Origin of the sequence: Diaphorobacter caeni (genome assembly GCF_015354245.1) — a bacterium.
Taxonomy (GTDB): Bacteria; Pseudomonadota; Gammaproteobacteria; order Burkholderiales; family Burkholderiaceae_C; genus Diaphorobacter_A; species Diaphorobacter_A caeni.
This window is the reverse complement of sequence record NZ_JADKYZ010000008.1, coordinates 291091-316236: the sequence shown is the minus strand read 5'-3', so window position 1 is coordinate 316236 and position 25146 is coordinate 291091. Positions and strand designations below refer to the sequence as shown.

Below are 25146 nucleotides of genomic sequence, written 5' to 3'. Positions count from 1 at the left end.
TCACATCCACGCCGCGCGCCAGAGCATCCGTGGCGCGTCCCAGGGCTTGACGGTGGCGCGCGCGAGCAGGCTGGCGCCGTGCTGCGCCTCGACCTTGTCGAGAATCCGCAGGCCTCCCTGCACGACCATGCGCAGCTCCCAGCCGATGCGGCCCTTGAGCGTGTGCACCAGCGGTGCGCCGGACATCATCAGCGCGCGCGCCACGGCGGCGCTGTGCATGACGAGGCGGTCGGTGTCGGCGCTGCGCTGCTGTGCGGCGATCTGCGGGCGCGCCACGTTGAAGCGGGCGCAGTCCTCGTCCGTCAGGTAGTGGCGCCCGCGCGGCAGGTCCACGCTCAGGTCCTGCCAGAAATTGATGAGCTGCAGGGCGGAGCAGATCGCGTCGCTCTGCTCCAGCGAGCGCGCATCGTTCACCCCATACAGATGCAGCAGCAGCCGACCCACGGGATTGGCCGAGCGGCGGCAGTAGTCCATCAGTTGGCGCTGGGTCGCATAGGTGAGGCCGTCGCGGGTGTAGACGATGTCCTGAATGAAGGCGTCGAGCAGGTCATCGAGCAGCTGCACGGGCAGTGCGCGTTCGCGGAGCTGCACATGCAGCGGACCAAACACCTTCTGCCAGCGGGGACTTGGTGGATTTCCGGCGGCGACGTGTTGCAGTTCCGCTCGATAGTCGGCCAGATCGCGCAGGCGCTCGTCGGGCGACACATCACCCTCGTCGGCCAGATCGTCGGCCGTGCGGGCGAAGCCGTAGATGGCGGCAATCGGCTGGCGCAGCGCGGGCGGGCACAGCCAGGACGCGACGGGAAAGTTCTCGTAGTGCGTCACGGCTTCCGCCATGGCGGGCGCGGAGTGCGGGGTTGCTGAGGTCGGAGAGGGGGGCTGGGACGGGTTCACCCCTCTATTGTGGAGCTTGACAAGGCAATGGCTCCTCTCATAGATTACTAACCAGTCAGTCATTAATTACCATTTGGATGCGGACATGAGCCCTAGCACCAGCGATTCCCCGTTTGGCGAGCCCGATCGGATCCCTTCAGCGCCCCGAGCCGGGGCGTTTTCATGGGTGCGTCCGCTCCCGCTGGTCATCGCGCTGATCGCAGGAGGCGCCCTTGTCGGTTGCTCGCGCAAGGAGCCCGTGCCCGAGCCGATTCGTGCCGTGAAGCTTCTGACCGTGGGCGCTTCGCCCCTGCATGCCCAGCTCGAGTACTCGGCCGAGGTGCGTGCCCGCGTGGAGTCACGCGTCGGCTTTCGCGTGCCCGGCAAGATCGTGCAGCGTCAGGCCGAACTCGGCCAGCATGTGAGCGCGGGCCAGGTGCTCGCGCAGCTTGATGCGCGCGACTATCAACTCTCCGCGCAGGCGGCGCAGGCGCAGGTCAACGCGGCGAAGACGCAGCGCGATTTGGCGCAGGCGGACTTCAAGCGCTACGCGAAACTGAAGGAACAGAACTTCATCAGCGGTGCCGAGCTCGAGCGCCGCGAGGCGTCGCTCAAGGCGGCGCAGGCTTCGGTGGATCAGGCCAGCGCGCAGCTCGCGTCGCAGGGCAATCAGGCGAGCTACACGCGCCTCGTGGCCGATGTGTCGGGCGTGATCACCGGCATCGATGCCGAACCGGGGCAGGTGGTTTCGGCCGGAACGCCGGTGGTGCGCATCGCGCAGGATGGCGCGCGCGACGCGGTGTTCTCGGTGCCGGAAGACAAGGTGTCGCAGGTGCGCGTGGGTCAGGAGGTCGCGATCCGTCCCTGGGCCGAAGGCGCTGGCCTCACGGGCAAGGTGCGCGAAGTGGCGGCGAGTGCAGATCCGGTCACGCGCACCTTTCTCGTGAAGGTGGCCATCGACGGCGCGCAGGTGCCGCCGCTTGGCGCGACGGTCTATGTGGAGCCCAAGGTGCTGGGCCGCGAGGGCATGTTGGCGATCTCGCTGCCGACGACGGCACTGCGCCAGGAAGGCGGTCAGACGGCGGTCTGGGTGTTTGACGCTGCGACCAGCACGGTCAAGTCGCAGGTGGTGCAGGTCGCCACGGCAGACGGCAATCAGGCGGTGATCGCCGCCGGTCTGCAGCCGGGCATGCAGGTGGTGGCCACGGGCGTGCATGTGCTCGCGCCGGGCCAGAAGGTCACGGTCTATCAGCCCAAGGGATCGACCAGCGCCGCGCCTGCAGCGGCGACTGCCGCTCCCACTCCCGCCGCACAGCCTGCAGCCTCCGCTGCAAGCGCCAACTGACGGATAGGGGCCGCGCATGTCCACGGAAAATCCGTCTCCGGACTTCGAGCCGAAGAAGCACTTCAATCTCTCGAAATGGGCGCTCGACCATTCCGCACTCACCCGCTACCTGATGGTGGTGCTGATGCTGCTGGGTTTCGCCGCCTATTTCCAGCTCGGGCAGGACGAGGATCCGCCCTTCACCTTCCGCGCGATGGTGGTGCGCACCTACTGGCCCGGTGCGACCGCGCAGCAGGTGGCCGAGCAGGTCACCGACAAGCTCGAGCGCACGCTGCAGGAGGTGCCGTTCGCCGACAAGATCCGCAGCTATTCGAAGCCCGGCGAATCGCAGATCATCTTTGAAATCAAGGACTCGTCCAAACCCGCCGAGGTGGCGAACGTCTGGTATCAGGTGCGCAAGAAGATCGGCGACATGCGCTACACCCTGCCGGGCAACATCCAGGGGCCGTTCTTCAACGACGACTTCGGTGATGTGTATGGCGTGATCTATGCGCTTTCCGGCGATGGATACAGCTACGCCGAGCTCAAGGACTTCGCCGACGACACGCGCCAGAAGCTGCTGCGCGTGAAGGACGTGGCCAAGGTCGAACAGTTCGGCGTGCAGGACGAGAAGATCTGGGTCGAGGTCTCGCAGAAGCGTCTCGCGCAGATGGGGCTCGACTTCAACAGTGTGCTGCAGCAGCTTGGCGCGCAGAACGCGGTGGAGAGCGCCGGTGCGGTCAACACGCCGCAGGATGTGGTGCAGGTGCGCGTGGGCGGCCAGTTCAACAGCGTGGAGCAGTTGCGCGCCATGCCTATCCGTGGCGGTGGTGGCGGCACCGGTGCCGGCAATGGCGCCCAGATCCGTTTGGGCGACATCGCCGAGGTGCATCGCGGCTATGTCGATCCGGCGTCCGTGAAGATGCGTTTCGACGGCCGCGACGTGATCGGCCTTGGCATCTCCATGACCAAGGGCGGCGACATCATCGCGCTCGGCAAGGCCCTGCGCGCGGCCACCGACCAGATCCAGACCACGCTGCCCGCAGGCCTCACGCTCGCGCAGGTGCAGGACCAGCCCGCGTCGGTCGCGAGCTCGGTCAACGAGTTCGTCAAGGTGCTGATCGAGGCCGTGGTCATCGTGCTCGCGGTGAGCTTCATCTCGCTCGGCCTGCACAAGGGCGGGCGCTTCGGCTGGTACATCGACTACCGCCCTGGGCTGGTGGTCGGCATCACCATTCCGCTGGTGCTCGCCGTCACGTTTCTTGCGATGAACTACTTCGGCATCGGGCTGCACAAGGTGTCGCTCGGCTCACTGATCATCGCGCTTGGGCTGCTGGTGGACGACGCCATCATCGCCGTTGAAATGATGGTGCGAAAGATGGAGGAGGGCCACGACAAGGTCACCGCCGCCACCTACGCCTACGACGTCACCGCCAAGCCGATGCTGACCGGCACGCTGATCACGGCGGCGGGCTTTCTGCCCATCGGCATCGCCAAGTCGGTGACCGGCGAGTACACCTTCGCGATCTTCGCGGTCACGGTGATCGCGCTCGTGCTCTCGTGGCTGGTGTCGGTGTATTTCGTGCCCTATCTCGGCACGCTGCTGCTCAAGGTGAAGCCGCACGACCCGAACGCTCCTCCGCACGAGCTGTTCGATTCGCCGTTCTACACGCGCTTTCGCCGCATCGTGGGCTGGTGCGTGGACCACCGCTGGACCACCATCATCGCGACGATCCTGATCTTCGTGGCCGGCATCATGGGCATGGGCAAGGTGCAGCAGCAGTTCTTCCCGGACTCGAGCCGTCCCGAGATCATGGTCGACATCTGGTTCCCTGAAGGCACCTCGTTCGTGGCGAATGAGGAGGTGACCAAGCGCCTCGAAAGCCGTCTGATGCAGGAAGAGGGCGTCGCCAGCGTCGCGACCTGGATCGGCTCCGGCACGCCGCGCTTCTATCTGCCGCTCGACCAGGTGTTTCCCCAGACCAATGTCTCGCAGTACATCGTGCTGGCCAAGGACCTGAAACAGCGCGAGCAGATCCGCCTGCGCCTGCCCAAGCTGCTGGCCGAGGAATTTCCCGAGGTGCGCGGGCGCGTCAAGCTGCTGCCCAACGGTCCTCCGGTGCCGTATCCGGTGCAGTTCCGCGTGGTCGGAAGCGATCCCGAACATCTGCGCAAGCGTGCCGACGAGGTCAAGGCCATCATGCGCGCCAACACCAACATGCTGGGCGTGAATGACAACTGGAACGAGTCGGTCAAGGTCGTTCGTCTCGAGGTCGACCAGGCCAAGGCGCGTGCTCTCGGCGTGACCAGCCAGGCGATCGCGCAGGCTTCGCGAACCATGTTCAGCGGCACGACCATCGGCCAGTACCGCGAGAACGACAAGCTCATCGAGATCGTCCTGCGCCAGTCGCCCGACGAGCGCGAGGCGATCTCCGACATCGCCAACGCCTACCTGCCCACGGCCAGCGGCAAATCGATCCCGCTCACGCAGATCGCCAAGCCCGTGTTCACGTGGGAGCCCGGGGTGATGTGGCGCTGGAACCGCGACTACGCGATCACCGTGCAGGGCGAAATCGTCGAGGGCCTCCAGGGCGCGACCGTCACCGCCCAGCTGGAGCCGAAGCTCAAGGAACTGGAAGCCCAATGGAGAGAGCAGGGCGACTACGGCGTGCTGATCCAGGTGGCCGGTGCCGTCGAGGAAAGCAGCAAGGGCTCGGCCTCCATCGTCGCGGGCGTGCCGATCATGCTGTTCCTCGTGTTCACGCTGCTCATGCTGCAGCTGCACAGCTTCAGCCGCTCGCTGCTGGTGTTCCTCACCGGCCCGCTGGGCATCGCGGGCGTGGCGGCGGCACTGTTGCTGCTCAACCGGCCGTTCGGCTTCGTCGCGCTGCTCGGGGTGATCGCGCTCATGGGGATGATCCAGCGTAACTCGGTGATCCTGATCGACCAGATCGAGCTCGACCGCGAAAAGGGCGTACCTGCCCGCACTGCCATCATCGAATCCGCCGTGCGCCGCATGCGACCCATCGTGCTCACGGCAGCCGCCGCCGTGCTCGCCATGATCCCGCTGTCGCGCAGCGTCTTCTGGGGTCCGATGGCGGTCGCCATCATGGGGGGGCTGATCGTGGCCACGGTGCTGACGCTGCTCGCCCTGCCCGCGATGTATGCCGCGTGGTTCCGCGTGCCCAAGGCGGAGCGAACGCAGGCATGAGGTGAAAAGAATGAAGAGGGGATTTCGATGCCAAAGTCCGGCTAGAATTCCCGATTCACCAATTTCCGGTGGCGCAGGAATGCTCAATTCCGACTCCACCGAGACAATGAACAACCCGCGCGGGTGGCGAAATTGGTAGACGCACCAGGTTTAGGTCCTGACGGTGGCAACACTGTGGGGGTTCGAGTCCCCCCCCGCGCACCAGGAGTCGGCAGTGCATCGCGAGATGTCACCGCCATTGATTCGATTCAAAGGCTGATTTCCTCCGGGGAGTCAGCCTTTTTGTTCTCTAGCTGGGGTGAATTCGGCTGGCAGAGCTGAATATTGGTGACATTTTGTACACGACTGCGCTCGGGATGGCGTCGTCGCGGAGGGCGCTGTCTCTGCGGGACTGTCCGGGCGCACGCTTGGCTCCAGCCTGTTTTTGAGGTGTCTGGACCCAGTTTTGCAGGTTCGCGTGGACGTTGTGGGTCTAGGTGTCAGCACTGATCAGGTGCTTGCCGAAGTCCATCCCCAAGCGTGCTGGGTATAATCATTGGCTTCGCGCAATCCCGGGCCAGATTTCGTCTGGCTTTTTGCTCGCGCGATAGAAATCTAAGTTTTAGATATTGATGTGGGCGAGACGCCAGCTTTTTCGATGGAGCTGCGGGCCTCGTGCACGAGACACGTGAGACTTTGGCGGAACACGGTGCAGACTGCTTGCACTGCAGTCAGCTCGGTCCACAGCCCTGATACTAGGAACTACCATGGCCGTAACTGTTGAAAATCTTGAAAAGCTCGAGCGTAAGATCACGCTGAGCCTGCCCGTTGCCTCGATTCAGAGCGAAGTTGACTCGCGCCTGAAGCGTCTGGCCCGCACCGTGAAGATGGACGGTTTCCGTCCGGGCAAGGTGCCGATGAGCGTCGTGGCTCAGCGTTATGGCTATTCCGTTCAGTACGAAGTGATGAACGACAAGGTCGGCGAGGCATTTGCCCAGGCCGCCAACGAAGCCAACCTGCGTGTTGCCGGCCAGCCCCGCATCACCGAAAAGGACGGCGCACCGGAAGGTGAAGTGTCGTTCGACGCCGTGTTCGAAGTGTTCCCCGAAGTGAAGATCGGTGATCTGGCTTCCGCTGAAGTGGAAAAGGTTTCCGCCGAAGTGACCGACGCAGCGATCGACAAGACGCTGGACATCCTGCGCAAGCAGCGTCGCACCTTCGCACAACGTGCCAAGGACGCCGGTGCCGAAGACGGCGACCGCGTGACCGTGGACTTCGAAGGCAAGATCGACGGCGAAACCTTCGCTGGCGGCAAGGCTGAAGAGTTCCAGTTCCTGGTCGGCGAAGGCCAGATGCTCAAGGAATTCGAAGACGCTGTGCGTGGCCTGAAGGCTGGCGAAAGCAAGACTTTCCCGCTGGCTTTCCCTGAGGACTACCACGGCAAGGAAGTGGCCGGCAAGACCGCCGACTTCCTCGTGACCGTCAAGAAGATCGAAGCCGCTCACCTGCCCGAAGTGAACGAACAGTTCGCCAAGTCCCTCGGCATCGCCGACGGCACCGTGGACGGTCTGCGTGGCGACATCCGCACCAACCTCGAGCGCGAAGTGAAGTTCCGCCTGCAGGCCCGCAACAAGCAGGCCGTGATGGACGCACTGGTGTCCAAGGCCGAGCTGGAGCTGCCCAACGCATCCGTGCAAGCCGAAATCGGCCGCCTGCGTGACAGCGCCGTCGCCGACCTGAAGCAGCGCGGCATCAAGGACGCCGACAAGGCGGAGATCCCTGAAGACGTGTTCCGCCCACAGGCCGAGCGCCGCGTGCGCCTGGGTCTGGTGGTCGCCGAGCTGGTCAAGGCCAACAAGCTGGAAGCCACTCCCGAGCAACTGAAGGCCCACATCGACGAGCTGGCCGCTTCCTACGAGAAGCCGGAAGACGTGGTGCGTTGGTACTTCAGCGACCGCAACCGTCTGGCCGATGTGGAAGCCGTCGTGATCGAGAACAACGTCACCAACTTCGTGCTGGAAAAGGCCAAGGTTGAAGAGAAGGCCATTTCCTTCGACGATCTGATGGGCGCTCAGGCCTGATTCTTCAGGACGTCCTGAACTTGCCGCTATGATGGGCGGTGAGTCAAAGCCATGATTGGGGCTTGTACTTTGCTGTGCAAGCCCCATTTCATTTCTGGTGACCTGAATGGGTTGAGGCCGGGCGACGCGTCAGTGATTCGCATGTGATTCGCGGCCAGCCGATTCGGGACGGTTTGTACCAATTTCGTACGATATCTCTCTGGAGTAATACATGAGTGCACTGGAAACGCAGGCCTTGGGCATGGTTCCCATGGTGATCGAGCAGTCGGGACGCGGCGAGCGCTCCTACGACATCTACTCACGTCTGCTCAAGGAGCGCGTGATTTTCCTGGTGGGCGAGGTCAATGACCAGACCGCCAACCTCGTCGTGGCGCAGTTGCTGTTCCTTGAGAGCGAAAACCCCGACAAGGACATTTCGTTCTACATCAATTCCCCCGGCGGCAGCGTGACGGCCGGCATGGCGATCTACGACACCATGCAGTTCATCAAGCCCGACGTGTCGACGCTGTGCTGCGGCTTCGCTGCGAGCATGGGCGCGTTCCTGCTGGCGGCTGGCGCCAAGGGCAAGCGTTTCTCGCTGCCCAATTCCAAGATCATGATCCACCAGGTTCTGGGTGGCGCTCGCGGTCAGGCGACGGACATCGAAATCCATGCGCGCGACATTCTGCGCACCAAGGAGCAGATGAACCGCATTCTGGCCGAACGCACCGGTCAGCCGTACGAGAAGGTCAAGGCCGACACCGAGCGCGACTACTTCATGACGGCTCCGGAAGCCAAGGACTACGGCCTCGTGGACGAGGTCATCTCCAAGCGTCCTTGATGGAGGGCGGTGCCGTTTGTGGTGCCGCAGCCACCCAAGGCATGGCGCTTCCCTGATGCCACTGTCAAGAATGGTGATTTCGGACGGCTTTCCCGCCGGAAGAAAACCCATAAAAGGCATCAGGAGAAGCGCCGTTTTTTATTTCGTTATCATCAGACTACGTTCCTTGTCATAAGGCATTGTTTCCATGGCCGAGAAAAAAGGCTCTTCCAGCGAAAAAAACCTCTACTGCACCTTCTGCGGCAAAAGCCAGCACGAGGTGAAGAAGTTGATCGCCGGTCCGTCCGTGTTTATTTGCGACGAGTGCATTGATCTGTGCAACGAGATCATCCGTGATGAGCCGCAGGCGAGCGACAGTGGTCGCGAAGGTCGCGGCGATCTGCCCGCGCCCGCAGAGATCAAATCGAACCTCGACAACTATGTGATTGGTCAGGAAAAGGCCAAGCGCACGCTCGCCGTGGCCGTCTACAACCATTACAAGCGACTGCGTCACAAGGACCGCGCCGGCAAGGATGACATCGAGCTCGCGAAGAGCAACATCCTGCTGATCGGCCCCACCGGCTCCGGCAAGACGCTGCTTGCACAGACGCTCGCGCGCCAGCTCGACGTGCCCTTCGTGATGGCTGACGCCACCACGCTGACTGAGGCCGGCTACGTTGGCGAAGACGTCGAGAACATCGTCCAGAAGCTGCTGCAAAGCTGCAACTACGACGTCGAGCGCGCCCAGCGCGGCATTGTCTACATCGACGAAATCGACAAGATCTCGCGCAAGAGCGACAACCCCAGCATCACCCGCGACGTGTCGGGCGAGGGCGTGCAGCAGGCGCTGCTCAAGCTCATCGAAGGCACGATGGCGAGCGTTCCACCGCAGGGTGGCCGCAAGCATCCCAATCAGGATTTCCTGCAGATCGACACGACCAACATCCTGTTCATCTGCGGCGGCGCGTTCGCCGGTCTCGAGAAGGTGATCGAGAATCGCACGGAAGCGTCCGGCATCGGCTTCGGCGCGACGGTCAAGAGCAAGAAGCAGCGCTCGGTCTCCGAGGTGTTCCAGGAAATCGAGCCCGAGGATCTGATCAAGTTCGGTCTGATCCCCGAACTGGTCGGCCGCATGCCCGTGGTCACCTCGCTCGCCGAACTGAGCGAAGACGCGCTGGTGCAGATCCTGACCGAGCCCAAGAACGCGCTCGTCAAGCAGTACAGCAAGCTGCTCGCGATGGAAGGCGTGGACCTCGAGATCCGCCCAGCGGCGCTCAAGGCCATTGCCCGCAAGGCGCTGGCCCGCAAGACCGGTGCCCGTGGTCTGCGCTCCATCATGGAGCAGGCGCTGATCGGCACCATGTTCGATCTGCCGACCACCGACAACGTGGAGAAGGTCGTCGTGGACGAATCCACCATCGAAGAAGACCAGTCGCCGTTGCTCGTCTACCGCGAAGCAGCCAAGACGGCCTGAAGCCAATCACTTGATTCGGCTGTCGCCCCGTTGCACGCGCAGCCAGAGACCGTGACCCACCGCAGCCCTCAAGGCGCGGTGGGTTGAAATTCGAACCCGCGGCCTCAACTCCAGGGTGCTATTAAAGGATTTTGAATGTCCGGAAACACTCCATTGCCCGCAACCCCCATTGATCTGCCGCTGCTCCCGCTTCGGGATGTCGTGGTGTTCCCGCACATGGTCATCCCCTTGTTCGTGGGCCGCCCCAAGAGCATCAAGGCGCTGGAACTGGCCATGGATGCGGATCGCCGCATCATGCTGGTCGCGCAGAAGACCGCAGCCAAGGACGAGCCGTCCGTCGAAGACATGTTCGAGGTGGGCTGCGTGTCCACCATCCTGCAGATGCTCAAGCTGCCCGACGGCACCGTGAAGGTGCTGGTCGAGGGGCAGCAGCGCGCCAAGGTGGACTCGATCAACGACGCCGAAACGCACTTCCTCGCGAGCGTTACTCCGATGGAGACGCCCGCCGCCGATGATCCGAAGTCGGCCGAGATCGAGGCGCTGCGCCGCGCCGTGATGCAGCAGTTCGACCAGTACGTCAAACTCAACAAGAAGATCCCTTCGGAAATCCTGACGTCGATCTCCAGCATCGACGACGCAGGTCGTCTGGCCGACACCATCGCAGCGCATCTGCCGCTCAAGCTCGAGAACAAGCAGCTCGTGCTCGACATGGCCGATGTGAAGGGCCGCCTCGAAAACCTGTTCGAGCAGCTCGAGCGCGAGGTCGACATCCTCAACGTCGACAAGCGCATCCGCGGCCGCGTCAAGCGGCAGATGGAAAAGAACCAGCGCGACTTCTACTTGAACGAGCAGGTCAAGGCCATCCAGAAGGAACTCGGTGAAGGCGAAGAAGGTGCCGACATCGAGGAGATCGAGAAAAAGATCAAGGCCGCCCGCATGCCTCAGGAGGCGCGCAAGAAGGCCGAGGGCGAGCTCAAGAAGCTCAAGCTGATGTCGCCCATGTCCGCCGAGGCGACCGTGGTGCGCAACTACATCGATGTGCTCACCGGCCTGCCTTGGAGCAAGAAGACCAAGATCAAGCACGACCTGCAGTTCGCGGAAGACGTGCTGAACGAAGACCACTACGGCCTCGAGAAGGTCAAGGACCGCATCCTTGAGTATCTCGCGGTGCAGCAGCGCGTGGACAAGGTGAAGGCGCCGATTCTGTGCCTCGTCGGCCCACCAGGCGTGGGCAAGACCTCGCTCGGCCAGTCGATCGCCAAGGCGACGGGCCGCAAGTACGTGCGCATGGCGCTCGGCGGCATGCGTGATGAGGCCGAGATTCGCGGTCACCGCCGCACCTACATCGGCGCGATGCCGGGCAAGGTGCTGCAGAGCCTGAACAAGGCGGGCACGCGCAATCCGCTGTTCCTGCTCGACGAGATCGACAAGCTGGGCATGGATTTCCGTGGCGACCCGTCTTCGGCGCTGCTGGAAGTGCTCGATCCCGAGCAGAACAACAAGTTTGCCGATCACTACGTGGAAGTGGACTTCGACCTGTCGGACGTGATGTTCGTGGCGACTTCCAACTCCATGAACATTCCGCCGGCGCTGCTCGACCGCATGGAAGTCATCCGCCTCTCGGGTTACACCGAGGACGAGAAGACCAACATCGCGATGAAGTACCTGTTGCCCAAGCAGATGGAGAACAACGGTCTCAAGACGGAAGAACTCGAAGTGCAGGAAAGCGCGGTGCGCGACATCGTGCGCTACTACACCCGCGAAGCCGGTGTGCGTTCGCTCGAGCGCGAGATCTCCAAGGTCTGCCGCAAGGTGGTCAAGCAGCTTCTGCTCAAGCAGGTGACTCCGCAGGTCAAGGTCACGGCCGAGAATCTGGCCGAGTACCTCGGCGTGCGCAAGTTCAACTATGGGCATGCCGAAAAGGAAGACCAGGTCGGACAGGTCGTGGGTCTGGCGTGGACGGAAGTGGGCGGCGATCTGCTGACCATCGAAGTCGCGACCATGCCCGGCAAGGGCGGCGTCACGCGTACCGGTTCGCTGGGCGACGTGATGAAGGAGTCCGTCGAGGCCGCGCGCACCGTGGTGCGCAGTCGCGCCCATCGCCTGGGCATCAAGGATCAGGTGTTCGAGAAGCGTGACATCCACATCCACGTGCCCGACGGCGCCACGCCCAAGGACGGTCCGAGCGCGGGCGCTGCGATGACGACGGCCATGGTGTCGGCGCTGACCGGCATTCCGATCCGTGCCGATGTCGCGATGACCGGTGAAATCACCTTGCGTGGTGAAGTCACCGCGATTGGCGGCCTCAAGGAAAAGTTGCTTGCGGCGCTGCGCGGCGGCATCAAGACCGTGCTGATCCCTGAAGAGAACGTCAAGGATCTGCAGGAGATTCCGGACAACGTGAAGAGCGGGCTCGAGATCGTGCCGGTCAAGTGGATCGACAAGGTGCTCGAGGTGGCATTGGTTCGCCAGCCCGTGCCGCTGACCGACGAGGAAATCGCTGCGGCCAACGCGGCGGCGGCTGCAGCCCCGGCTGCTCCCGCTGCGCCATCGGCCGACGCGGGTTCAGTCAAACACTGACCTCGCTTTGAAGAAGTCTGCGGAGGCCGTCAGCAGCGTTTCCGAAAGGGGGCGAAAACGGGCCTCGGCAGATTTTTTCAAAAAAAGTGCGAATTTGTCCGGAAGGCCAAAAAACTGCGCTACAATTCATTCATCGCAGCAAAACACGGTATATACTGTGAGGCTTCGATAAAAACGCGGGAATAGCTCAGTTGGTAGAGCGATACCTTGCCAAGGTATAGGTCGACGGTTCGAACCCGTTTTCCCGCTCCAATTTTCAGCGGTCTGATCGGTAGGTTGGATGGCTTGTGTTGAGATCAAGGCGCGATAGCAAATCGGTTATGCCCCGGATTGCAAATCCGGTTAGGCCGGTTCGACTCCGGCTCGCGCCTCCAGTGATTGGTGGCAAGGGCAACGAAAGTTGTCTGGATCGTTGAGGGTAGGTTGAAAGACTTGCAAAAAGCGATCAAAAACGTGATAGAATTTGATTCTTCGCTTCGCAAGACGAGAAGATGAAAAATGCGGGAATAGCTCAGTTGGTAGAGCGATACCTTGCCAAGGTATAGGTCGACGGTTCGAACCCGTTTTCCCGCTCCATATCCCAAAGGGAAGCCCAAAAGGCTTCCCTTTTTTGTTGTTCAGGCGCTAGCAGCATACGTCGATGCGCCATACCGATCAGGACACAAGAGTACTGATACTCGGGCCCATGCCCCGCGCAATGCGGTAAGCTGGTCTCCTCATGTATCAGGCGCCCCGATGGTGAAATTGGTAGACACTGCGGACTTAAAATCCGCCGCTTCCGTAAAAGGGGCGTGCCGGTTCGACCCCGGCTCGGGGCACCAGTCGAGAAACTCAATATGTCACATTACAACGCACCCTTCGAAATCCATGTGCACGGTCAGGTGCAGTTGCGCAGCGATGTCGATTTCGATCAGCTGCAGGAAGCTCTGACGCCCTTGTGGAAGTACGCGGGCGCACGTTCCTTGGCCGCAGGTGCCGCGAGCGCTTACGAAGAAGAGCCTGGCATCCAGTTCGATCCCAAGGCGCACATGCTCCAGATGTGCTGGACCGTTCGCGGTGATGACGACTTCCGTCAGTCGCTTGATGAAATGTGCATGGGCCTGAACGAGCTGGCCGAGCAGGGCGCCGCCATCGAGGTGACGTTCTACGACGCCGAGTTCGATGACGAGGACGGCGACGGACCGGATGACGGTGCCGAGGCGCGCGACGACTTCGTGATGCTGTTCGTCGGACCGACGCCTGCCGCCATCATGCAGGTGCAGCGCGATCTGCTGGTGCAGGATGTCATCAACATGATGGAGCGTCACTTCGACGCGTCCGAGCTGGGTGGCGTGGTCGCCGAGATCGACAAGCTGTTCAATCAGCGCTTCGATGATCTGGTGAATTCGCTCGAGATCGGCAAGCCGCCGCGGGGCGCTGGTGGCTCGGGCGGTGGCGGCCATGGCGGCGGAGGCCGTCGTCCGCGCCATCTGCACTGATCAACAACTCGTTTTCACGGACAGAAGCCCGCCAGTGTCCACTCGGCGGGCTTTGATTTGATTGCATGGCCTCGAACGCCAATCCTCTGCTCTCGCGAACCGATTTGCCTTATCTGGGCGGCTATTCGCCCGCACTCAAGGGGCAGGCGAAAGCGTTGCTCGAGCAGGGCAAGCTCGGTGATCTGCTGGCGCGCAAGTACCGCAGCGTGCATTCGGTGCGCAGCGACAAGGCGCTCTATGACTTCACGCAGGAATACAAGCAGCGCTATCTGCGCAATGCGGGCACGATCAACAAGGTGCTGTTCGACAACAAGATCCACGTGGTGCGCCACGCGCTCGGGCTGCACACCAGCATGTCGCGCGTGCAGGGCGGCAGGCTCGCGGCCAAGCACGAAATCCGCGTGGCCTCGTTCTTTCGTCAGGGGCCCGAAGAGTTTCTGCGCATGATCGTCGTGCATGAGCTCGCGCATCTGCGCGAGAAGGATCACGACAAGCCCTTCTATCAGCTGTGCACCCACATGGAGCCGGACTACCACCAGTTTGAGCTCGACACGCGGCTTTACCTCACCTATCTCGACAACGGCGGACAGCCGTTGTGGGACACAGCCTCCTGAGTCGTTTCGCGCCTTTCCCCGTTCTCTGGGCGGTGGGGCGCAGTCAGCGCGGCGGGGCTTCCCTTGCGCGGCTGACCTTGCATGGGCCGCGTCAGTTTCATGCGCTGCGCAAGGCGCGAAGCGCCATCAGCAACTGATTCCCTGAATTCTTCAGGCGGGCAATGCGGAGCAATGCCCGGGCCCTAGTTGCAGCCAGCGCTCGGCTGCGGCCTGCAGCGCGCTCAGCGGGCCCGTGGTGTAGAGGTGCAGCCGGCCTGCAGGAGCCTTATCGGAATCTTCGTTGGCCAGGGTGTCCCGCTGTACGAGGATGCGGCGCGTCTGCCGTGCGATCGGCGCGCCGGTGTCGATGATGTGCACGTCGGGGCCGAGCAGCCTGCGCAGTTCGTCCTTGACGAACACATAGTGGGTGCAGCCAAGCACCAGCGTGTCGATGTCGCCGGTGCGCACGCCGAAGCTGCCGAGCGCCCTCGTGTAGCGTTCGCAGAGTTCACGGATTTCCTTGAACGACGGTCCGGCGTCGGGGTCTTCTTCCACGCTGCGTTCGATGGCGCGCGCAAGTCCGTCGCAGGCCTGCACGCGGAAATCCGTGCCGTCCGAAAACGCCTGCCGCAGTTGCTCGAAACGTGCGCTGTTCACCGTGCCGCGCGTGGCGATCACGCCGACGCGATGCGTCTGGCTGCTGCTTGCCGCCGGCTTGAGCGCGGGCTCCACGCCGATCACGGGCAGATCGGGAAGGGCTGCGCGCAGCTCGGCCACCGCCGCCGTGGTGGCCGTGTTGCAGGCGACGACCAGAGCCTTGATGCGGTGCTCCTGCAGGAGGTGGCGCGCAATCGTCAGCGTGCGCTGTTTGACGAAGGCATCGCCGCGCTCGCCGTAGGGCGCGTTGCCGGTGTCGGCCAAGTAGACGAAATTCTCGTGCGGGAGTTCACGCCGCAGTTCCTGCAGAACGCTCAGACCGCCAACGCCACTGTCGAACACGCCGACGGGCGAGGCTTGGATGGATGAGGACATGGCCGGATGAACTCCCGAATGCTTGCGAGCATGGACGTGAAAATCAGTCCGCCATTGTCCTGCTTTTGACGATGTCATGCAGCGCAGGAACGTGTGCGGTGTGTTGCGTGACACCGCGTGGCGTTCAGCGGCCGCGCACCATGTCCATGATCTTCGCGGTGTTCAGGTTGCGCGCCATGTCCTGCATCTGCGGCGCGTACTGCGACTGCAGCGCGCGACCATCCTGCATGATGTGCTCGTAGGTGCTCTTGAGCATCTGTGTGCTCAGCGTGCGGCCACCGGCGTAGTACTGGTTGGCGACATGGCCGAGCGCATAGGTCGACGCGAAGCTCATGCCGCTGCTTACCGCCTGGCGACCCACACCTCCGAAGATGCCGCCGCCGAGCACGCGGCCCAGCAGCTTGCGGCCCGCCTGCTCGAGGTACTGCGATGTCAGGCCCACGCCGAGCGCGGCCAGCAGGTCCTTGATGTGCCCCTTGTCGAGCTGGTAGCCGTAGGTTTCGCCGATCTGGTAGACGAGGCGCATCTGCAGCGGGATGATCGCGAGCGTCGAAAGGTTCTCGGGCAGCAGTTCGATGGCGCCGTTGACGATGGAGGCCTTGAGGATCTTGGCGTCCATCTCCTGCGTGGACAGCGAGCTTTGCTTGCGCTCGGCGTTCGCTTTTTCAAGCGAGTCGGCGGCCGTGGGGTGAGGTGCGGCCTGGCCCTGAGGCATGACGGGTTCTTCGATCACGATGGGCGCGAGACCGCCCTGCAGGGGAGCGTCGGCGATCACCTGCGCTTGCGTTTCAACGGCGGGAGCGGCGGGTGCGCTCATGCCCAGTGCGGTCTTGAGTTGCGCCAGAAACTCGGTCTCCTTGGCGCTGGTCTGGCCATCCGCATCACAGACGCAGACAGCCATTTCGTAGGCGAGCTGGCGCGACGGTTCGTTGGTGAGCTGCGCCGCGACGGCAGGCAACTGGATTCGGCGCAGCAGCACGTCCTGGTAGAGGCCCGGAAGATTGACCTGCTCATGCTGGCCGAGCGCATCCGCCACCTGCTTGATCTGGTCGCGTTCGCGGTCGTGCTTGGCGTTGTCAGCGTACGCGGCCAAGAGGCAGATGCTCAGGATCGAGCGGATTTCTTCGTTGGACATGTTGTTCACAATGCAGCACTCCTGTATGTCTGAATCCAAGTGTCGCCCACGGCGGCAATTCCGCAGTTGCTCAGGGGGCTACGGTGCCGTCATCGTCATCGTCATCGTCATCGCCATCGCCATCGTCGTATGGAAGGGAGTCCAGGGATACGTTCCGGTAGTCCGGCTCGGGCATGGTCGGCAGCCGGACCGCAGCGATGTCCGTGCCGCCCTCAAGCACCGCCTTGCACACGCGGTGCATGCCGTCCATGACGCGGCCATCGGGGCAGAGGATGATCGGATACGCGAGATCGGTCTGCTGCACGAGGCGCATGTGATCGATGATCTCGCGCGTCGTCGGGTGGTGCGCATCGAACCAGTAGGGCTCGTCCAGTTCGCGGATGTCGGACAGCAGGGCCCGCTGCACCGGCAGATCGCGCGCGAGTCGAACGAGGCCATGTACGTCCCAGATTCTCGAGCCTTCTGCATCGTGCCGGATGTGATACTGCTGGCGCATCTGCGGACGCGGATTCACTTCTTGCGCGGATGCTGCGCGACCCAGGCGAGAAATTTCTGCATCCAGCCGGTCAGGAACTGGTGGCTTGCCGCGCCGATGTTGCCGTCCGCATCGACGAGTCCGTCCTTCCACTGGATGAAGCCCTCGGGCTGCGCCATGGTCGGCATGTCGAGGAACACCAGCACATTGCGCAGATGCTGTTGCGCCATCGCCGTGGCGGCGCCTCCGGGCGACGTGCCGATGATGCCTGCGGGAATGCCGTTCCATGCGCCTTGTTTGAAGGGGCGGCTGCCGCCATCGAGCGCGTTCTTGAGCGGCGCGGGGATTGAGCGGTTGTGCTCGGGCGTGACGAACAGAATGCCGTCCATGCTCGCCACCTGGGCTTTGAAATCGACGAAGGCCTTGGGCGTGTTGGCATCGTCATCGCGGTTGTAGAACGGCAGCGGGGTGATGTCGATGATCTCGAAATCCGCGTCGGCACTGACCAGCTTGGCCAGCCCCTTGGCGAGCTGCATGTTGATGGAAGACTGGCTGTTGCTGCCCACGATGATGCCGATCCGAGGCTTGCTCATGCGATGTGTCCTGTCCAGAAGTTGAATGAAAAAATGAAGGCGTGAAGCCCAACATATCAGCAAAGATATCAGCAAAAACGTCAGGCGGCCTTGAATCCCGCTTTCACATGGCTGCCATCGCAATAGGGCTTGTTCTGCGACTGCCCGCAGCGGCACAGCCAGGTGTCGGTGACCTTGTTGGTCGTCGTGCCGGTGCCGCTCACGACCTCCAGCGATCCGGTGACGTGCAGCGGCCCGTTGGGCGTCGGTTCGATGTCCAGCGGGCCGTCCCGCTGCGCGAGCGCTTCGAACGCTTGCGTCGCCGGTTCGCCCGTCGCTTGAAAGCCGATCTCGACATGCGAGTGATCGCAAAACGGCTTGTTTTTCGACGCGCCGCAGCGGCACAGCGTCGCGCGAAAGCCCTCGTCATTGCCCTTGATGTGCAGCGGCGCGTGGAACGCAAGCGGACCGTTTTCCCGCACCTGCACGAGGTTGACGATGGGGGCCTTTTCCATCGCATCGCCATTGGGTGCCTTGCACTGGATGGCGCCCGAAGGGCAGTTGTGCGCGATCTCCAGCACCTCGGCGGCCGTGGCGTTCTCAGGATGTATCCATGCGCCTTCCACATTGGGCACGAACACGTCGGGGCGATTGAGCACGCAGTTGCGCGAATGGATGCAGCGTGTGCCATCGAACTCGATGGTCACGTCCGCTGACTGAACGACTTCCTTGGACATCGTGGCTTCCTTGTGGCGGCCACCCCTGCATGCCGGTGACCTGAGTATTTGTCACCTCACGATAGCCGAGTTTGCCCCGCCGGAGCGTAGGACAAAAGGAAGGAGTGGCGGCGCGTCCGAGGCCGGATGCGTGCGTGACTCAATTGATCTTCTCGAACACCAGCGTGCGGTTGTTGGCTGGCATGGCATGGTCCGCCAGCAAACGCAGTCCATGGTTTTGCGCGAGCGCCACCACGTCCTCGAAATGGCGAATGCCGCTTTGCGGATCGCGCTGGCGCAGCATGGCGTCGAACGCGCGATTGCTGTCGCTGGTGAATGCGCCGCCGTAGTTGAACGGCCCATAGATCACCAGCCGCCCGCCCGTGGGCAGGTGCTGCCCGACGCGATGGAACAGGTTCTGCACGAGATCCCACGAGACGATGTGCGCCGTGTTGCTGGTGAAAACCGCGTCGTGGCGCTCGTGTGGCCAGGTCTGCGCGTCGCTCAGATCGACCACGATGGGTGCGCGCAGATTCGCTGCCGGCTGCTCGGCATGCCACGCGAGAATCCCCGGATGGTTCTGCGCCAGATCGCTGGTCTGCCAGATGAGATGCGGCAGACGCGGCGCAAAGAAGACACCGTGCTGGCCCGTGCCGGAGCCGATCTCGAGCACGCTGGTGCTCTGCGCGAACGCGTTCAGCAGCACGTCGAGAATGGGGGCCTGGTTGTTGGCGCAGGCTTGGGAGAAGGGTGGGGTCATCGTGAAATCTCGGTGATGAAAGTGTTGACGGCCTGCGCTGCCTGCAAGGGGTTGGCCTGCAGCAGCAGATGTGGCCCGGGAATGTCCGTGACGCGGCATTGCGGTATGAGTCCAGTCACCAGATCGGCCGCAGCGCTTGGCATGAGTCGGTCGTTCGACGCACGCAGGTAGAGCGCTGGAACCTCGACGCCACTCCAGTGGGCTTTCGTTTCCAGTTTCAACGCAATGCAGGCGCGAAATCGCAGCACGTCGGCGGACACGCTGCGAAGCGTTCTGTGCAGGGCCTGTTCGAGCTGCGGCGTAGCCCACTGCCCGAGCAGCCACCATCTCATCAACCAGCCCGGTGCCTGATGAACCGGCACAAAGCGCAGCGCTGCGGAGAGCGACGCCAGATGCGGCAGCGGGCTGCCTGCGAAGCTGGCGCACAGGATCAGACCCTTGAGATTCGGTGGTGGATGCGCCGCGATGGACAAGGCGATGGGCCCCGAGAACGATTCGCCCAGCAGCGCAAAGGGCCTGTCGAGCGGAAGCCGCGAGCGAACCAACTGCTCCAGCTCGGCATAGTCCAGCAGGGTATCGCGGGGGTAGGCGATGGCGTCTGTCGATCCGCACGCCGTGCAGGCCGCAAGGAATTCGGCATGCATGGCCGCCGTTCCATCGAGGCCGGGCAGCAGTACGAGATCGGTCACCAAGGGCTCCGCAAACTGGATTGGTGCATCATCGCATCAATTCAATGTCTGGAGGCCCCACGAATGATCGCGAGTGATTTCATCATCGACCTCTCCATCGTCCGGGACCGCATTCCTTCGCCGGATGTGTACCCGTTCAACCTGCCGTTCGTGGATCAGCTCGATCGGTTGAAGATCGATCCCAAGGTCACGCTGTTTGTCGGTGAGAACGGTACGGGCAAGTCCACGCTGCTTGAAGCGATTGCGGTGGCGATGGGGTTCAATGCGGAGGGCGGGAGCCGGAACTTTCAGTTCTCGACTCATGAATCACATTCGGAACTGCATGAATGCCTGCGCATAGCCAAGGGCTTCAGGCGGCCTCGCGATGGCTATTTTTTACGGGCGGAGAGCTTTTTCAACGTCGCGACCCAAGTCGAGCAGCTTGGAGTCGAAGATGGTTACGGCGGGCGCTCGCTGCATCAGCAGTCGCACGGAGAGTCATTCATGACGCTCCTGAATGAGCGGTGCAGAGGCTTGGGCCTTTATTTCCTCGATGAGCCCGAGGCAGCCCTTTCACCTCAGCGCCAGCTTGCAGCGATGAAGCGCATGCACGAGTTGGTGAAGCTGCGCTCCCAGTTCATCATCGCGACGCACTCGCCGATTCTGATGGCGTATCCGGGTGCGTTGATCTACCAGTTTTCGTCGGAAGGCGTGCGGCCCGTGGAGTATCGCGAGACCGAGCATTTCAAGGTAATGCATGAGTTCATGCAGGGACCGGAGGCGATGTTGAACGCCATGCTTCCGCGATCTCCAGGCGCGGGATTTCCGTGATGGCGCTTTCCCGCGCGCATTCGCCAAGCGTGAGGTGACGCACCAGATCAACGGTGGTGGAGGCGCGCGTCAGCATCAGGCAGGTCACTTCGGGTGATGTGGAACGGGTCGCGTGCCATGCGCCGGGGCGCATGCAAATACCTTGTCCGGGGTGAATGATGAAAGCGGTTGCGGTGGACAGGTCGACGCCGCCATCGTCCGTGCTGCAGGCCATCAGCTGGATGATGCTGCCTGTGAGCGGCACGATCGCTTGCTCGGTCAACAGGTGCTTCTCGAGATGCGTGACGAACGGGTCCATGTTCCGGTAGTTGACCCACAGAACCTCGGCGCCGTCCTGCGCGCCGGTCTGGAAAATGTGCTGTGACCAGAAATCGGTTGCCGGATTGGTGAAGGCTGATGGGTGTGCGGTGGATGGAAAGTCACGGCCGAGCGTCCATCCGAACGGTGCGAAGTTTTCTTCGGAAAGAGGCTGGGCGGCGATGGCGTTGGGAGTGGACGATTGGGGCATGGCGCGGTTTGATGATGGAGGTGGAAGTGCGAAAAAAAGCCCGCGACCAAAACGGGCACGGGCTTGCGGCTTTCGGCTGGCGAGGAGGCTTACAGCTTCAGTGCCGAGACCTGCGACTGCAGCGCCGCGCAGATCGCCAGCAGATCACGGTCACGTCCGCGCTGACCGACGACCATCAGGCCCACGGGCAGTGCGTTGGCGCCGACGTGGATCGGCAGCGACATGGCGGGCAGGTCGTAGAAGTTGAACACCGAGGTGTTGCGCAGCACCAGCATGTTGGCCTGGTTGAAGGCGTCGGCATCGGACAGATCGGCAATGCGCGGCGCGACCATGGCGACGGTGGGCAGCATCAGCACGTCGCAGTCGGCGATGCGGGCGTCCAGTGTCTGCTGCAGTTGGGCGCGGGCGCGCTGCACGGCGACGTAATGCGCGGCGGCAATCGTCTCGCCGCGCTGGATGCGGGCGAGCACGAAGGGGTCGATGGCATCCGGCTGCGTCGACAGCGTCTCGGCATGGATGTGTGCGGCCTCTGCGGCGATCAGCGTACCTTTTTCCTGCAGCTTGAAGGGGGCTGCACACCAGTCGTCGAGCTGCATGTCCTCCACGCGGCTGCCGCTGCGCGCGAGCTCGGCGATCACCTGATCGAACGCGGTCTGCACGGCGGCCTCGGTCTGGGTGAACAGCAGCCCGCGTGGAATGCCGACGCGCAGGCCGCGCACCTCGCGCGTGGGAAGGGCGGTCAGGGGCTGGGCGCTCATCACGGCGTCGGCCTGCGCGCAGTCCAGCACGCTGCGGGCGAGCGGGCCCACGCTGTCCAGGCTGAACGACAGCGGAAAGGCGCCATCGCGCGGCACACGGACTTGCGTGGGCTTCAGGCCGGTCACGCCGTTCAACGCGGAGGGAATGCGCACCGAGCCGCCGGTGTCGGAACCAATCGAGATCTCCGACAGACCACGCGCGACGGCCACGCCCGCGCCGGACGAGGAACCACCGGGAATGCGCGTGACGTCGCGGGCGTTGCCTGGGGTGCCGTAGTGCGGATTGATGCCGATGCCCGAGAACGCGAACTCGGTCATGTTGGTCTTGCCGATGATGACGGCACCGGCCTGGCGCAGACGCTGGACGATCAGCGCATCCTGCGTGGCTGGTGCAGCGGTCTTCAGCACGGCGGAGCCGGCGGTGGTGGTCTCGCCCGCGATGTCGTAGAGGTCCTTGACGGAGACGATGCGTCCGTCGAGCGGGCCGAGCGAGATGTCGCTTCGCGCGCGCTCGTCAGAGGCACGCGCGGCGGCGAGCGCCGCCTGCTCATACACATGGGTGAAGATGCGGCGGCCTTCGTCGCCTGCGTCCTGGATGGCTGCGAGCGTCTGCTCGGTGCGCTTGACGGAACTGTGGTGCATGTCTTGTCTTCCTTGGTTGATCAGGCCACTTCGGGAAGAATCTGCGAGGTGTAGCGATGCTTCAGCGAGCGGTTCAGACGTGGATCGTACAACTCCATTTCGAAGGTGGTCGATGCGCGGATTCCGCCGATGGCCGCGACGGTGCCGCAAGTCATCGCGGTGCCGTCGGTGAAGCTCGTCTGGCCGCTGTCCTTGAGGTAGCCCGCGATCAGCTCGCGCGGTGGGCGCAGGGTGGAGAGCGATCCTTCCTGGTACAGCACGCGCTGGCCGTCTTCCTCGATCCACGAGCGTACGATGAGTTCATCCCAATGCGCTTCGACCTCGGCAAGCTCCCATGCATCGGTGCCGGCGGGCTTGGCGCAGACCTGCTTGGACAGCGCAACGCTGTGGGCTTCGAGCTTGCGGTCGGTGTGGTCCGACGAGATGCCGACGAACAGCTTGCCTTCGGCGGCGAACACGAGCGCCTCGATTTCGCCCGACGAATGTGGGCCGACGACCTGTATCTCTGCGTCCTGCACCAGTTGGTTGCGGCCGATGCGGTAGTACAGAGGCACGCTGCTCGGGCGCGGCACGCCGAGCTCGGCGAGCTCTTCGATGTGGTGCTCGATGGCAGCGATGTCACGACCGGCCCAGCCCGCGACGATGAGCGTGTGGATGTTGAGCGAGAGGGCGCGGGTGGCACCTTGGGATTGGATGTTGAATTGAGCTTGCATTTGAAAAAATCTGAATAGGTTCAACCGAAGACGGTGGGCAGCCACAGGGCGAGATCAGGCACCAGTGCGAGCAGAAGCAGCATCACGAACATGGCGGCGACGAACGGCAGCGAGCCGATGATGACGTCGTTCATGGAGCCGGATTTGCGCAGGCTCTGAACCACGAAGAGGTTCAGTCCCACGGGCGGCGTGATGAGCGCGGCTTCGACCAGAATGATGATCACGATGCCGAGCCAGATCGGGTCGTAGCCGAGCGCGATCATGATGGGCGCGACGATGGGGATCGTGGTGATCATCATCGACAGCGTTTCCATGAAGCAGCCCAGCACCAGATAGAAGATCACGAGGACCAGCAGCATCCAGCCAGGCGAGAAGCCGAGGCCGGTGATGGAGTCGGTGATGGCCGAGGTGAGTCCAGTAGCGGACATCACGAAGTTCAGGAAACCCGCAGCGATCACGATCAGCATGATCATCGCGGTCGAACGCATGGTGCCTTCGATGCACTCGCGCAGCATGTTCCACGACAGCTTGCGGAACCAGGCCGCCAGAATCAGCGCACCGAGCACGCCGAGGGCGGCGGCTTCGGTGGGCGTGGCAAGACCTGCGTAGATCGAGCCGACGACCAGCAGAAAGATCACCAGCGGCGGGCCGAGGTGGACCAGGCTCTTGAAGCGCGCGCCCCAGGTCGCATGGATCTTCTGGCCGCCCCACTTGGGCTTGATCAGGCAGGCGATCACGATGGTCACGATGAACAGCAGTGCCATCGCGAAGCCGGGGATGATGCCCGCGAGGTAGAGCTTGGGCACCGACGAGTTGGTGAGCACGCCGTAGATCACGAGGTTGATCGATGGCGGAATCAGAATCCCGAGCGTGCCGCCGGCGGCCAGGCTGCCGAGGAACAGCGGCTCGTTGTAGCCGTAGCGCTTGATCTGGGGAAGCGCGACGGTGCCGACGGTGGCCGCAGTCGCGACGCTCGAACCCGATGTGGCCGAGAACAGCGTGGACGCACCGATGTTGGCGTGCATGAGACCGCCCGGCAGCCACGACAGCCACAGCGCCATCGAGCCGTACATCTTTTCGGCGAAACCGGCACGCAGCAGCACTTCGCCGAGCATGATGAACAGCGGAATCGCGACGAGCAGGAACTCGTTGTTGGCGCTCCAGGACAGCTCGCCGAGCGCGCGTGACAGCGGCAGCATGGAGAACAGCGGATCGAGCGTGAGGCCCAGCACGCCCAGTGCCGCGCCGACGGGAATGCTCAGGCCGATGAGCACGAGCAGCAAGATGAGAGCGGTGGCGATCATGCGCGTGCTCCTTGGCGTTCTGCGTTGATGAGACGTTCGCCCGATGCGGCCTCCTCGTCGGCTTCTTCCTGTGCGGAGCGCACGCCGCACAAGGCTTTCACCGTGTCGAGATCACCGGTGACGATGGCGGTCGAGGCACGTACCAGCATCAGCGCGAGCACGATGCACATCCACACGAGGCCGATGAACCACAGGCCCTGAGGAATCCACAGCGGTGTCGCCATCGTGGTGTTGGCGGCGGACTTCTGCACCCACGATGCGGTGACCACGTCCATCGCATACCAGGTCAGGTAGGTCATGAACACGCCGAGCGCGACCAGCGAGATCCAGTCGAGGATCGCGCACAGGCGCAGCGGCAGCGTTTGATAGAGCACGTCCACGCGCACGTTGGCGCGCTGCAGCGTGGCGAAGGCCAGCGACCAGGTGGTGCTGATGGCGAACGCGTAGCTGGAAAGCTCGTCCGCGCCGCCGGTGTTGAAGCCGAGGAACTTGCGTGCGAGCACGTCAAACGAAATCAGCAGCACGCTCGCCAGGGTGAGCGCGCCACCGGCCCAGACGGCGATGCGCGACAGGGCATTGGCCCAGCGCAGCGGCGCCCAGGAAAGGGGTGAAGGAGAGGGTGAGTTCATGACTCCGATCC

General features: G+C 63.1%; 22 protein-coding genes and 5 tRNA genes. 14 read left to right on the top strand and 13 right to left on the bottom strand.

Annotated elements, in window-relative coordinates; all coding sequences use genetic code 11:
• Positions 1 to 837: a squalene synthase HpnC gene (gene hpnC, locus ISG32_RS20310; protein WP_194772818.1), complete on the bottom strand. Its 837-nt coding sequence runs from the start codon at positions 835 to 837 to the stop codon at positions 1 to 3.
• 142 nt (positions 838 to 979) lie between these two features.
• Between hpnC and ISG32_RS20305 the strand changes: the two genes are divergently transcribed.
• The 13 genes from ISG32_RS20305 to ISG32_RS20245 all read left to right on the top strand — a co-directional run bounded on the left by ISG32_RS20305 (position 980) and on the right by ISG32_RS20245 (position 14413).
• Complete coding sequence (locus ISG32_RS20305) at positions 980 to 2218, top strand: efflux RND transporter periplasmic adaptor subunit (RefSeq protein ID WP_194772817.1); 1239 nt, start codon at positions 980 to 982, stop codon at positions 2216 to 2218.
• A gap of 16 nt (positions 2219 to 2234) precedes the next feature.
• A complete protein-coding gene (locus ISG32_RS20300; RefSeq protein WP_194772816.1) occupies positions 2235 to 5408 on the top strand; it encodes an efflux RND transporter permease subunit in 3174 nt (1057 codons plus the stop codon).
• A gap of 117 nt (positions 5409 to 5525) precedes the next feature.
• Positions 5526 to 5612 (top strand) — tRNA-Leu (locus ISG32_RS20295).
• Positions 5613 to 6154: 542 nt separating this feature from the next.
• Positions 6155 to 7468 (top strand): trigger factor, encoded by a 1314-nt coding sequence (gene tig / locus ISG32_RS20290; RefSeq protein WP_194772815.1) that lies wholly within the window; start codon positions 6155 to 6157, stop codon positions 7466 to 7468.
• A 211-nt stretch (positions 7469 to 7679) separates the two neighbouring features.
• On the top strand, positions 7680 to 8288 hold the full coding sequence (gene clpP, locus ISG32_RS20285) for an ATP-dependent Clp endopeptidase proteolytic subunit ClpP (RefSeq protein WP_194772814.1): 609 nt from the start codon (positions 7680 to 7682) through the stop codon (positions 8286 to 8288).
• 187 nt (positions 8289 to 8475) lie between these two features.
• A complete protein-coding gene (clpX, locus tag ISG32_RS20280; protein ID WP_194772813.1) occupies positions 8476 to 9741 on the top strand; it encodes an ATP-dependent Clp protease ATP-binding subunit ClpX in 1266 nt (421 codons plus the stop codon).
• A gap of 135 nt (positions 9742 to 9876) precedes the next feature.
• The gene (lon, locus tag ISG32_RS20275; RefSeq protein ID WP_194772812.1) at positions 9877 to 12321 is read left to right on the top strand and encodes an endopeptidase La; all 2445 of its coding nucleotides are present in this window, start codon (positions 9877 to 9879) and stop codon (positions 12319 to 12321) included.
• Between the two features lie 176 nt (positions 12322 to 12497).
• Positions 12498 to 12573, top strand: a tRNA-Gly gene (locus tag ISG32_RS20270).
• A 48-nt stretch (positions 12574 to 12621) separates the two neighbouring features.
• Positions 12622 to 12695: transfer RNA gene (locus ISG32_RS20265), tRNA-Cys, on the top strand.
• Positions 12696 to 12821: 126 nt separating this feature from the next.
• Positions 12822 to 12897 (top strand) — tRNA-Gly (locus tag ISG32_RS20260).
• 153 nt (positions 12898 to 13050) lie between these two features.
• Positions 13051 to 13142: transfer RNA gene (locus tag ISG32_RS20255), tRNA-Leu, on the top strand.
• Positions 13143 to 13157: 15 nt separating this feature from the next.
• Positions 13158 to 13799, top strand: a complete 642-nt coding sequence (locus ISG32_RS20250; RefSeq protein ID WP_194772811.1) for a DUF6806 family protein — start codon at positions 13158 to 13160, stop codon at positions 13797 to 13799.
• Positions 13800 to 13864: 65 nt separating this feature from the next.
• Positions 13865 to 14413, top strand: a complete 549-nt coding sequence (locus ISG32_RS20245; protein ID WP_194772810.1) for a M48 metallopeptidase family protein — start codon at positions 13865 to 13867, stop codon at positions 14411 to 14413.
• A 150-nt stretch (positions 14414 to 14563) separates the two neighbouring features.
• On the opposite strand, the gene murI is transcribed toward ISG32_RS20245, so the two are convergent.
• From murI to ISG32_RS20210, 7 genes are all read right to left on the bottom strand, one after another.
• The gene (gene murI, locus ISG32_RS20240; RefSeq protein WP_194772809.1) at positions 14564 to 15424 is read right to left on the bottom strand and encodes a glutamate racemase; all 861 of its coding nucleotides are present in this window, start codon (positions 15422 to 15424) and stop codon (positions 14564 to 14566) included.
• 124 nt (positions 15425 to 15548) lie between these two features.
• Complete coding sequence (locus ISG32_RS20235; protein ID WP_194772808.1) at positions 15549 to 16559, bottom strand: YcjF family protein; 1011 nt, start codon at positions 16557 to 16559, stop codon at positions 15549 to 15551.
• Between the two features lie 70 nt (positions 16560 to 16629).
• Positions 16630 to 17073, bottom strand: coding sequence for a hypothetical protein (locus tag ISG32_RS20230; protein WP_228529960.1), 444 nt, complete (start codon positions 17071 to 17073; stop codon positions 16630 to 16632).
• The gene (locus ISG32_RS20225) at positions 17070 to 17627 is read right to left on the bottom strand and encodes an NADPH-dependent FMN reductase (RefSeq protein ID WP_194772807.1); all 558 of its coding nucleotides are present in this window, start codon (positions 17625 to 17627) and stop codon (positions 17070 to 17072) included. The genes ISG32_RS20230 and ISG32_RS20225 overlap by 4 nt, the downstream gene beginning before the upstream one ends.
• An 80-nt stretch (positions 17628 to 17707) precedes the next feature.
• On the bottom strand, positions 17708 to 18343 hold the full coding sequence (locus tag ISG32_RS20220; protein ID WP_194772806.1) for a CDGSH iron-sulfur domain-containing protein: 636 nt from the start codon (positions 18341 to 18343) through the stop codon (positions 17708 to 17710).
• 139 nt (positions 18344 to 18482) lie between these two features.
• The gene (locus tag ISG32_RS20215; RefSeq protein ID WP_194772805.1) at positions 18483 to 19082 is read right to left on the bottom strand and encodes a DUF938 domain-containing protein; all 600 of its coding nucleotides are present in this window, start codon (positions 19080 to 19082) and stop codon (positions 18483 to 18485) included.
• The gene (locus tag ISG32_RS20210) at positions 19079 to 19771 is read right to left on the bottom strand and encodes an alpha/beta fold hydrolase (protein ID WP_194772804.1); all 693 of its coding nucleotides are present in this window, start codon (positions 19769 to 19771) and stop codon (positions 19079 to 19081) included. The genes ISG32_RS20215 and ISG32_RS20210 overlap by 4 nt, the downstream gene beginning before the upstream one ends.
• 63 nt (positions 19772 to 19834) lie before the next feature.
• On the opposite strand from ISG32_RS20210, the gene ISG32_RS20205 reads away from it, so the two are divergent.
• On the top strand, positions 19835 to 20581 hold the full coding sequence (locus tag ISG32_RS20205; protein ID WP_194772803.1) for an AAA family ATPase: 747 nt from the start codon (positions 19835 to 19837) through the stop codon (positions 20579 to 20581).
• On the opposite strand, the gene ISG32_RS20200 is transcribed toward ISG32_RS20205, so the two are convergent.
• The 5 genes from ISG32_RS20200 to ISG32_RS20180 form a co-directional block, all read right to left on the bottom strand.
• On the bottom strand, positions 20514 to 21089 hold the full coding sequence (locus ISG32_RS20200) for an ureidoglycolate lyase (protein WP_194772802.1): 576 nt from the start codon (positions 21087 to 21089) through the stop codon (positions 20514 to 20516). The genes ISG32_RS20205 and ISG32_RS20200 overlap by 68 nt on opposite strands.
• Positions 21090 to 21178: 89 nt before the next feature.
• Positions 21179 to 22489, bottom strand: a complete 1311-nt coding sequence (locus tag ISG32_RS20195; RefSeq protein ID WP_194772801.1) for an amidase — start codon at positions 22487 to 22489, stop codon at positions 21179 to 21181.
• Between the two features lie 20 nt (positions 22490 to 22509).
• The gene (locus ISG32_RS20190; protein ID WP_194772800.1) at positions 22510 to 23202 is read right to left on the bottom strand and encodes a DUF2848 domain-containing protein; all 693 of its coding nucleotides are present in this window, start codon (positions 23200 to 23202) and stop codon (positions 22510 to 22512) included.
• A gap of 20 nt (positions 23203 to 23222) precedes the next feature.
• The gene (locus ISG32_RS20185; protein ID WP_194772799.1) at positions 23223 to 24506 is read right to left on the bottom strand and encodes a TRAP transporter large permease; all 1284 of its coding nucleotides are present in this window, start codon (positions 24504 to 24506) and stop codon (positions 23223 to 23225) included.
• Complete coding sequence (locus tag ISG32_RS20180) at positions 24503 to 25135, bottom strand: TRAP transporter small permease subunit (RefSeq protein WP_194772798.1); 633 nt, start codon at positions 25133 to 25135, stop codon at positions 24503 to 24505. Before ISG32_RS20180 ends, ISG32_RS20185 begins: the two co-directional genes overlap by 4 nt.
• Positions 25136 to 25146 lie beyond the last annotated feature (11 nt).

Bases quoted from the DNA above. Each gene is read 5' to 3' on its own strand.
- ISG32_RS20190 (WP_194772800.1), bottom strand. From the start codon at position 23,202: ATGCAAGCTCAATTCAACATCCAATCCCAAGGTGCCACCCGCGCCCTC.
- ISG32_RS20185 (WP_194772799.1), bottom strand. From the start codon at position 24,506: ATGATCGCCACCGCTCTCATCTTGCTGCTCGTGCTCATCGGCCTGAGC.
- ISG32_RS20220 (WP_194772806.1), bottom strand. From the start codon at position 18,343: ATGTCCAAGGAAGTCGTTCAGTCAGCGGACGTGACCATCGAGTTCGAT.
- clpP (WP_194772814.1), top strand. From the start codon at position 7,680: ATGAGTGCACTGGAAACGCAGGCCTTGGGCATGGTTCCCATGGTGATC.
- lon (WP_194772812.1), top strand. From the start codon at position 9,877: ATGTCCGGAAACACTCCATTGCCCGCAACCCCCATTGATCTGCCGCTG.
- ISG32_RS20305 (WP_194772817.1), top strand. From the start codon at position 980: ATGAGCCCTAGCACCAGCGATTCCCCGTTTGGCGAGCCCGATCGGATC.
- tig (WP_194772815.1), top strand. From the start codon at position 6,155: ATGGCCGTAACTGTTGAAAATCTTGAAAAGCTCGAGCGTAAGATCACG.
- ISG32_RS20250 (WP_194772811.1), top strand. From the start codon at position 13,158: ATGTCACATTACAACGCACCCTTCGAAATCCATGTGCACGGTCAGGTG.
- ISG32_RS20205 (WP_194772803.1), top strand. From the start codon at position 19,835: ATGATCGCGAGTGATTTCATCATCGACCTCTCCATCGTCCGGGACCGC.
- ISG32_RS20245 (WP_194772810.1), top strand. From the start codon at position 13,865: ATGGCCTCGAACGCCAATCCTCTGCTCTCGCGAACCGATTTGCCTTAT.
- ISG32_RS20200 (WP_194772802.1), bottom strand. From the start codon at position 21,089: ATGCCCCAATCGTCCACTCCCAACGCCATCGCCGCCCAGCCTCTTTCC.
- hpnC (WP_194772818.1), bottom strand. From the start codon at position 837: ATGGCGGAAGCCGTGACGCACTACGAGAACTTTCCCGTCGCGTCCTGG.
- ISG32_RS20180 (WP_194772798.1), bottom strand. From the start codon at position 25,135: ATGAACTCACCCTCTCCTTCACCCCTTTCCTGGGCGCCGCTGCGCTGG.
- ISG32_RS20235 (WP_194772808.1), bottom strand. From the start codon at position 16,559: ATGTCCAACGAAGAAATCCGCTCGATCCTGAGCATCTGCCTCTTGGCC.
- ISG32_RS20215 (WP_194772805.1), bottom strand. From the start codon at position 19,082: ATGACCCCACCCTTCTCCCAAGCCTGCGCCAACAACCAGGCCCCCATT.
- ISG32_RS20300 (WP_194772816.1), top strand. From the start codon at position 2,235: ATGTCCACGGAAAATCCGTCTCCGGACTTCGAGCCGAAGAAGCACTTC.
- ISG32_RS20195 (WP_194772801.1), bottom strand. From the start codon at position 22,489: ATGCACCACAGTTCCGTCAAGCGCACCGAGCAGACGCTCGCAGCCATC.
- murI (WP_194772809.1), bottom strand. From the start codon at position 15,424: ATGTCCTCATCCATCCAAGCCTCGCCCGTCGGCGTGTTCGACAGTGGC.
- clpX (WP_194772813.1), top strand. From the start codon at position 8,476: ATGGCCGAGAAAAAAGGCTCTTCCAGCGAAAAAAACCTCTACTGCACC.
- ISG32_RS20225 (WP_194772807.1), bottom strand. From the start codon at position 17,627: ATGAGCAAGCCTCGGATCGGCATCATCGTGGGCAGCAACAGCCAGTCT.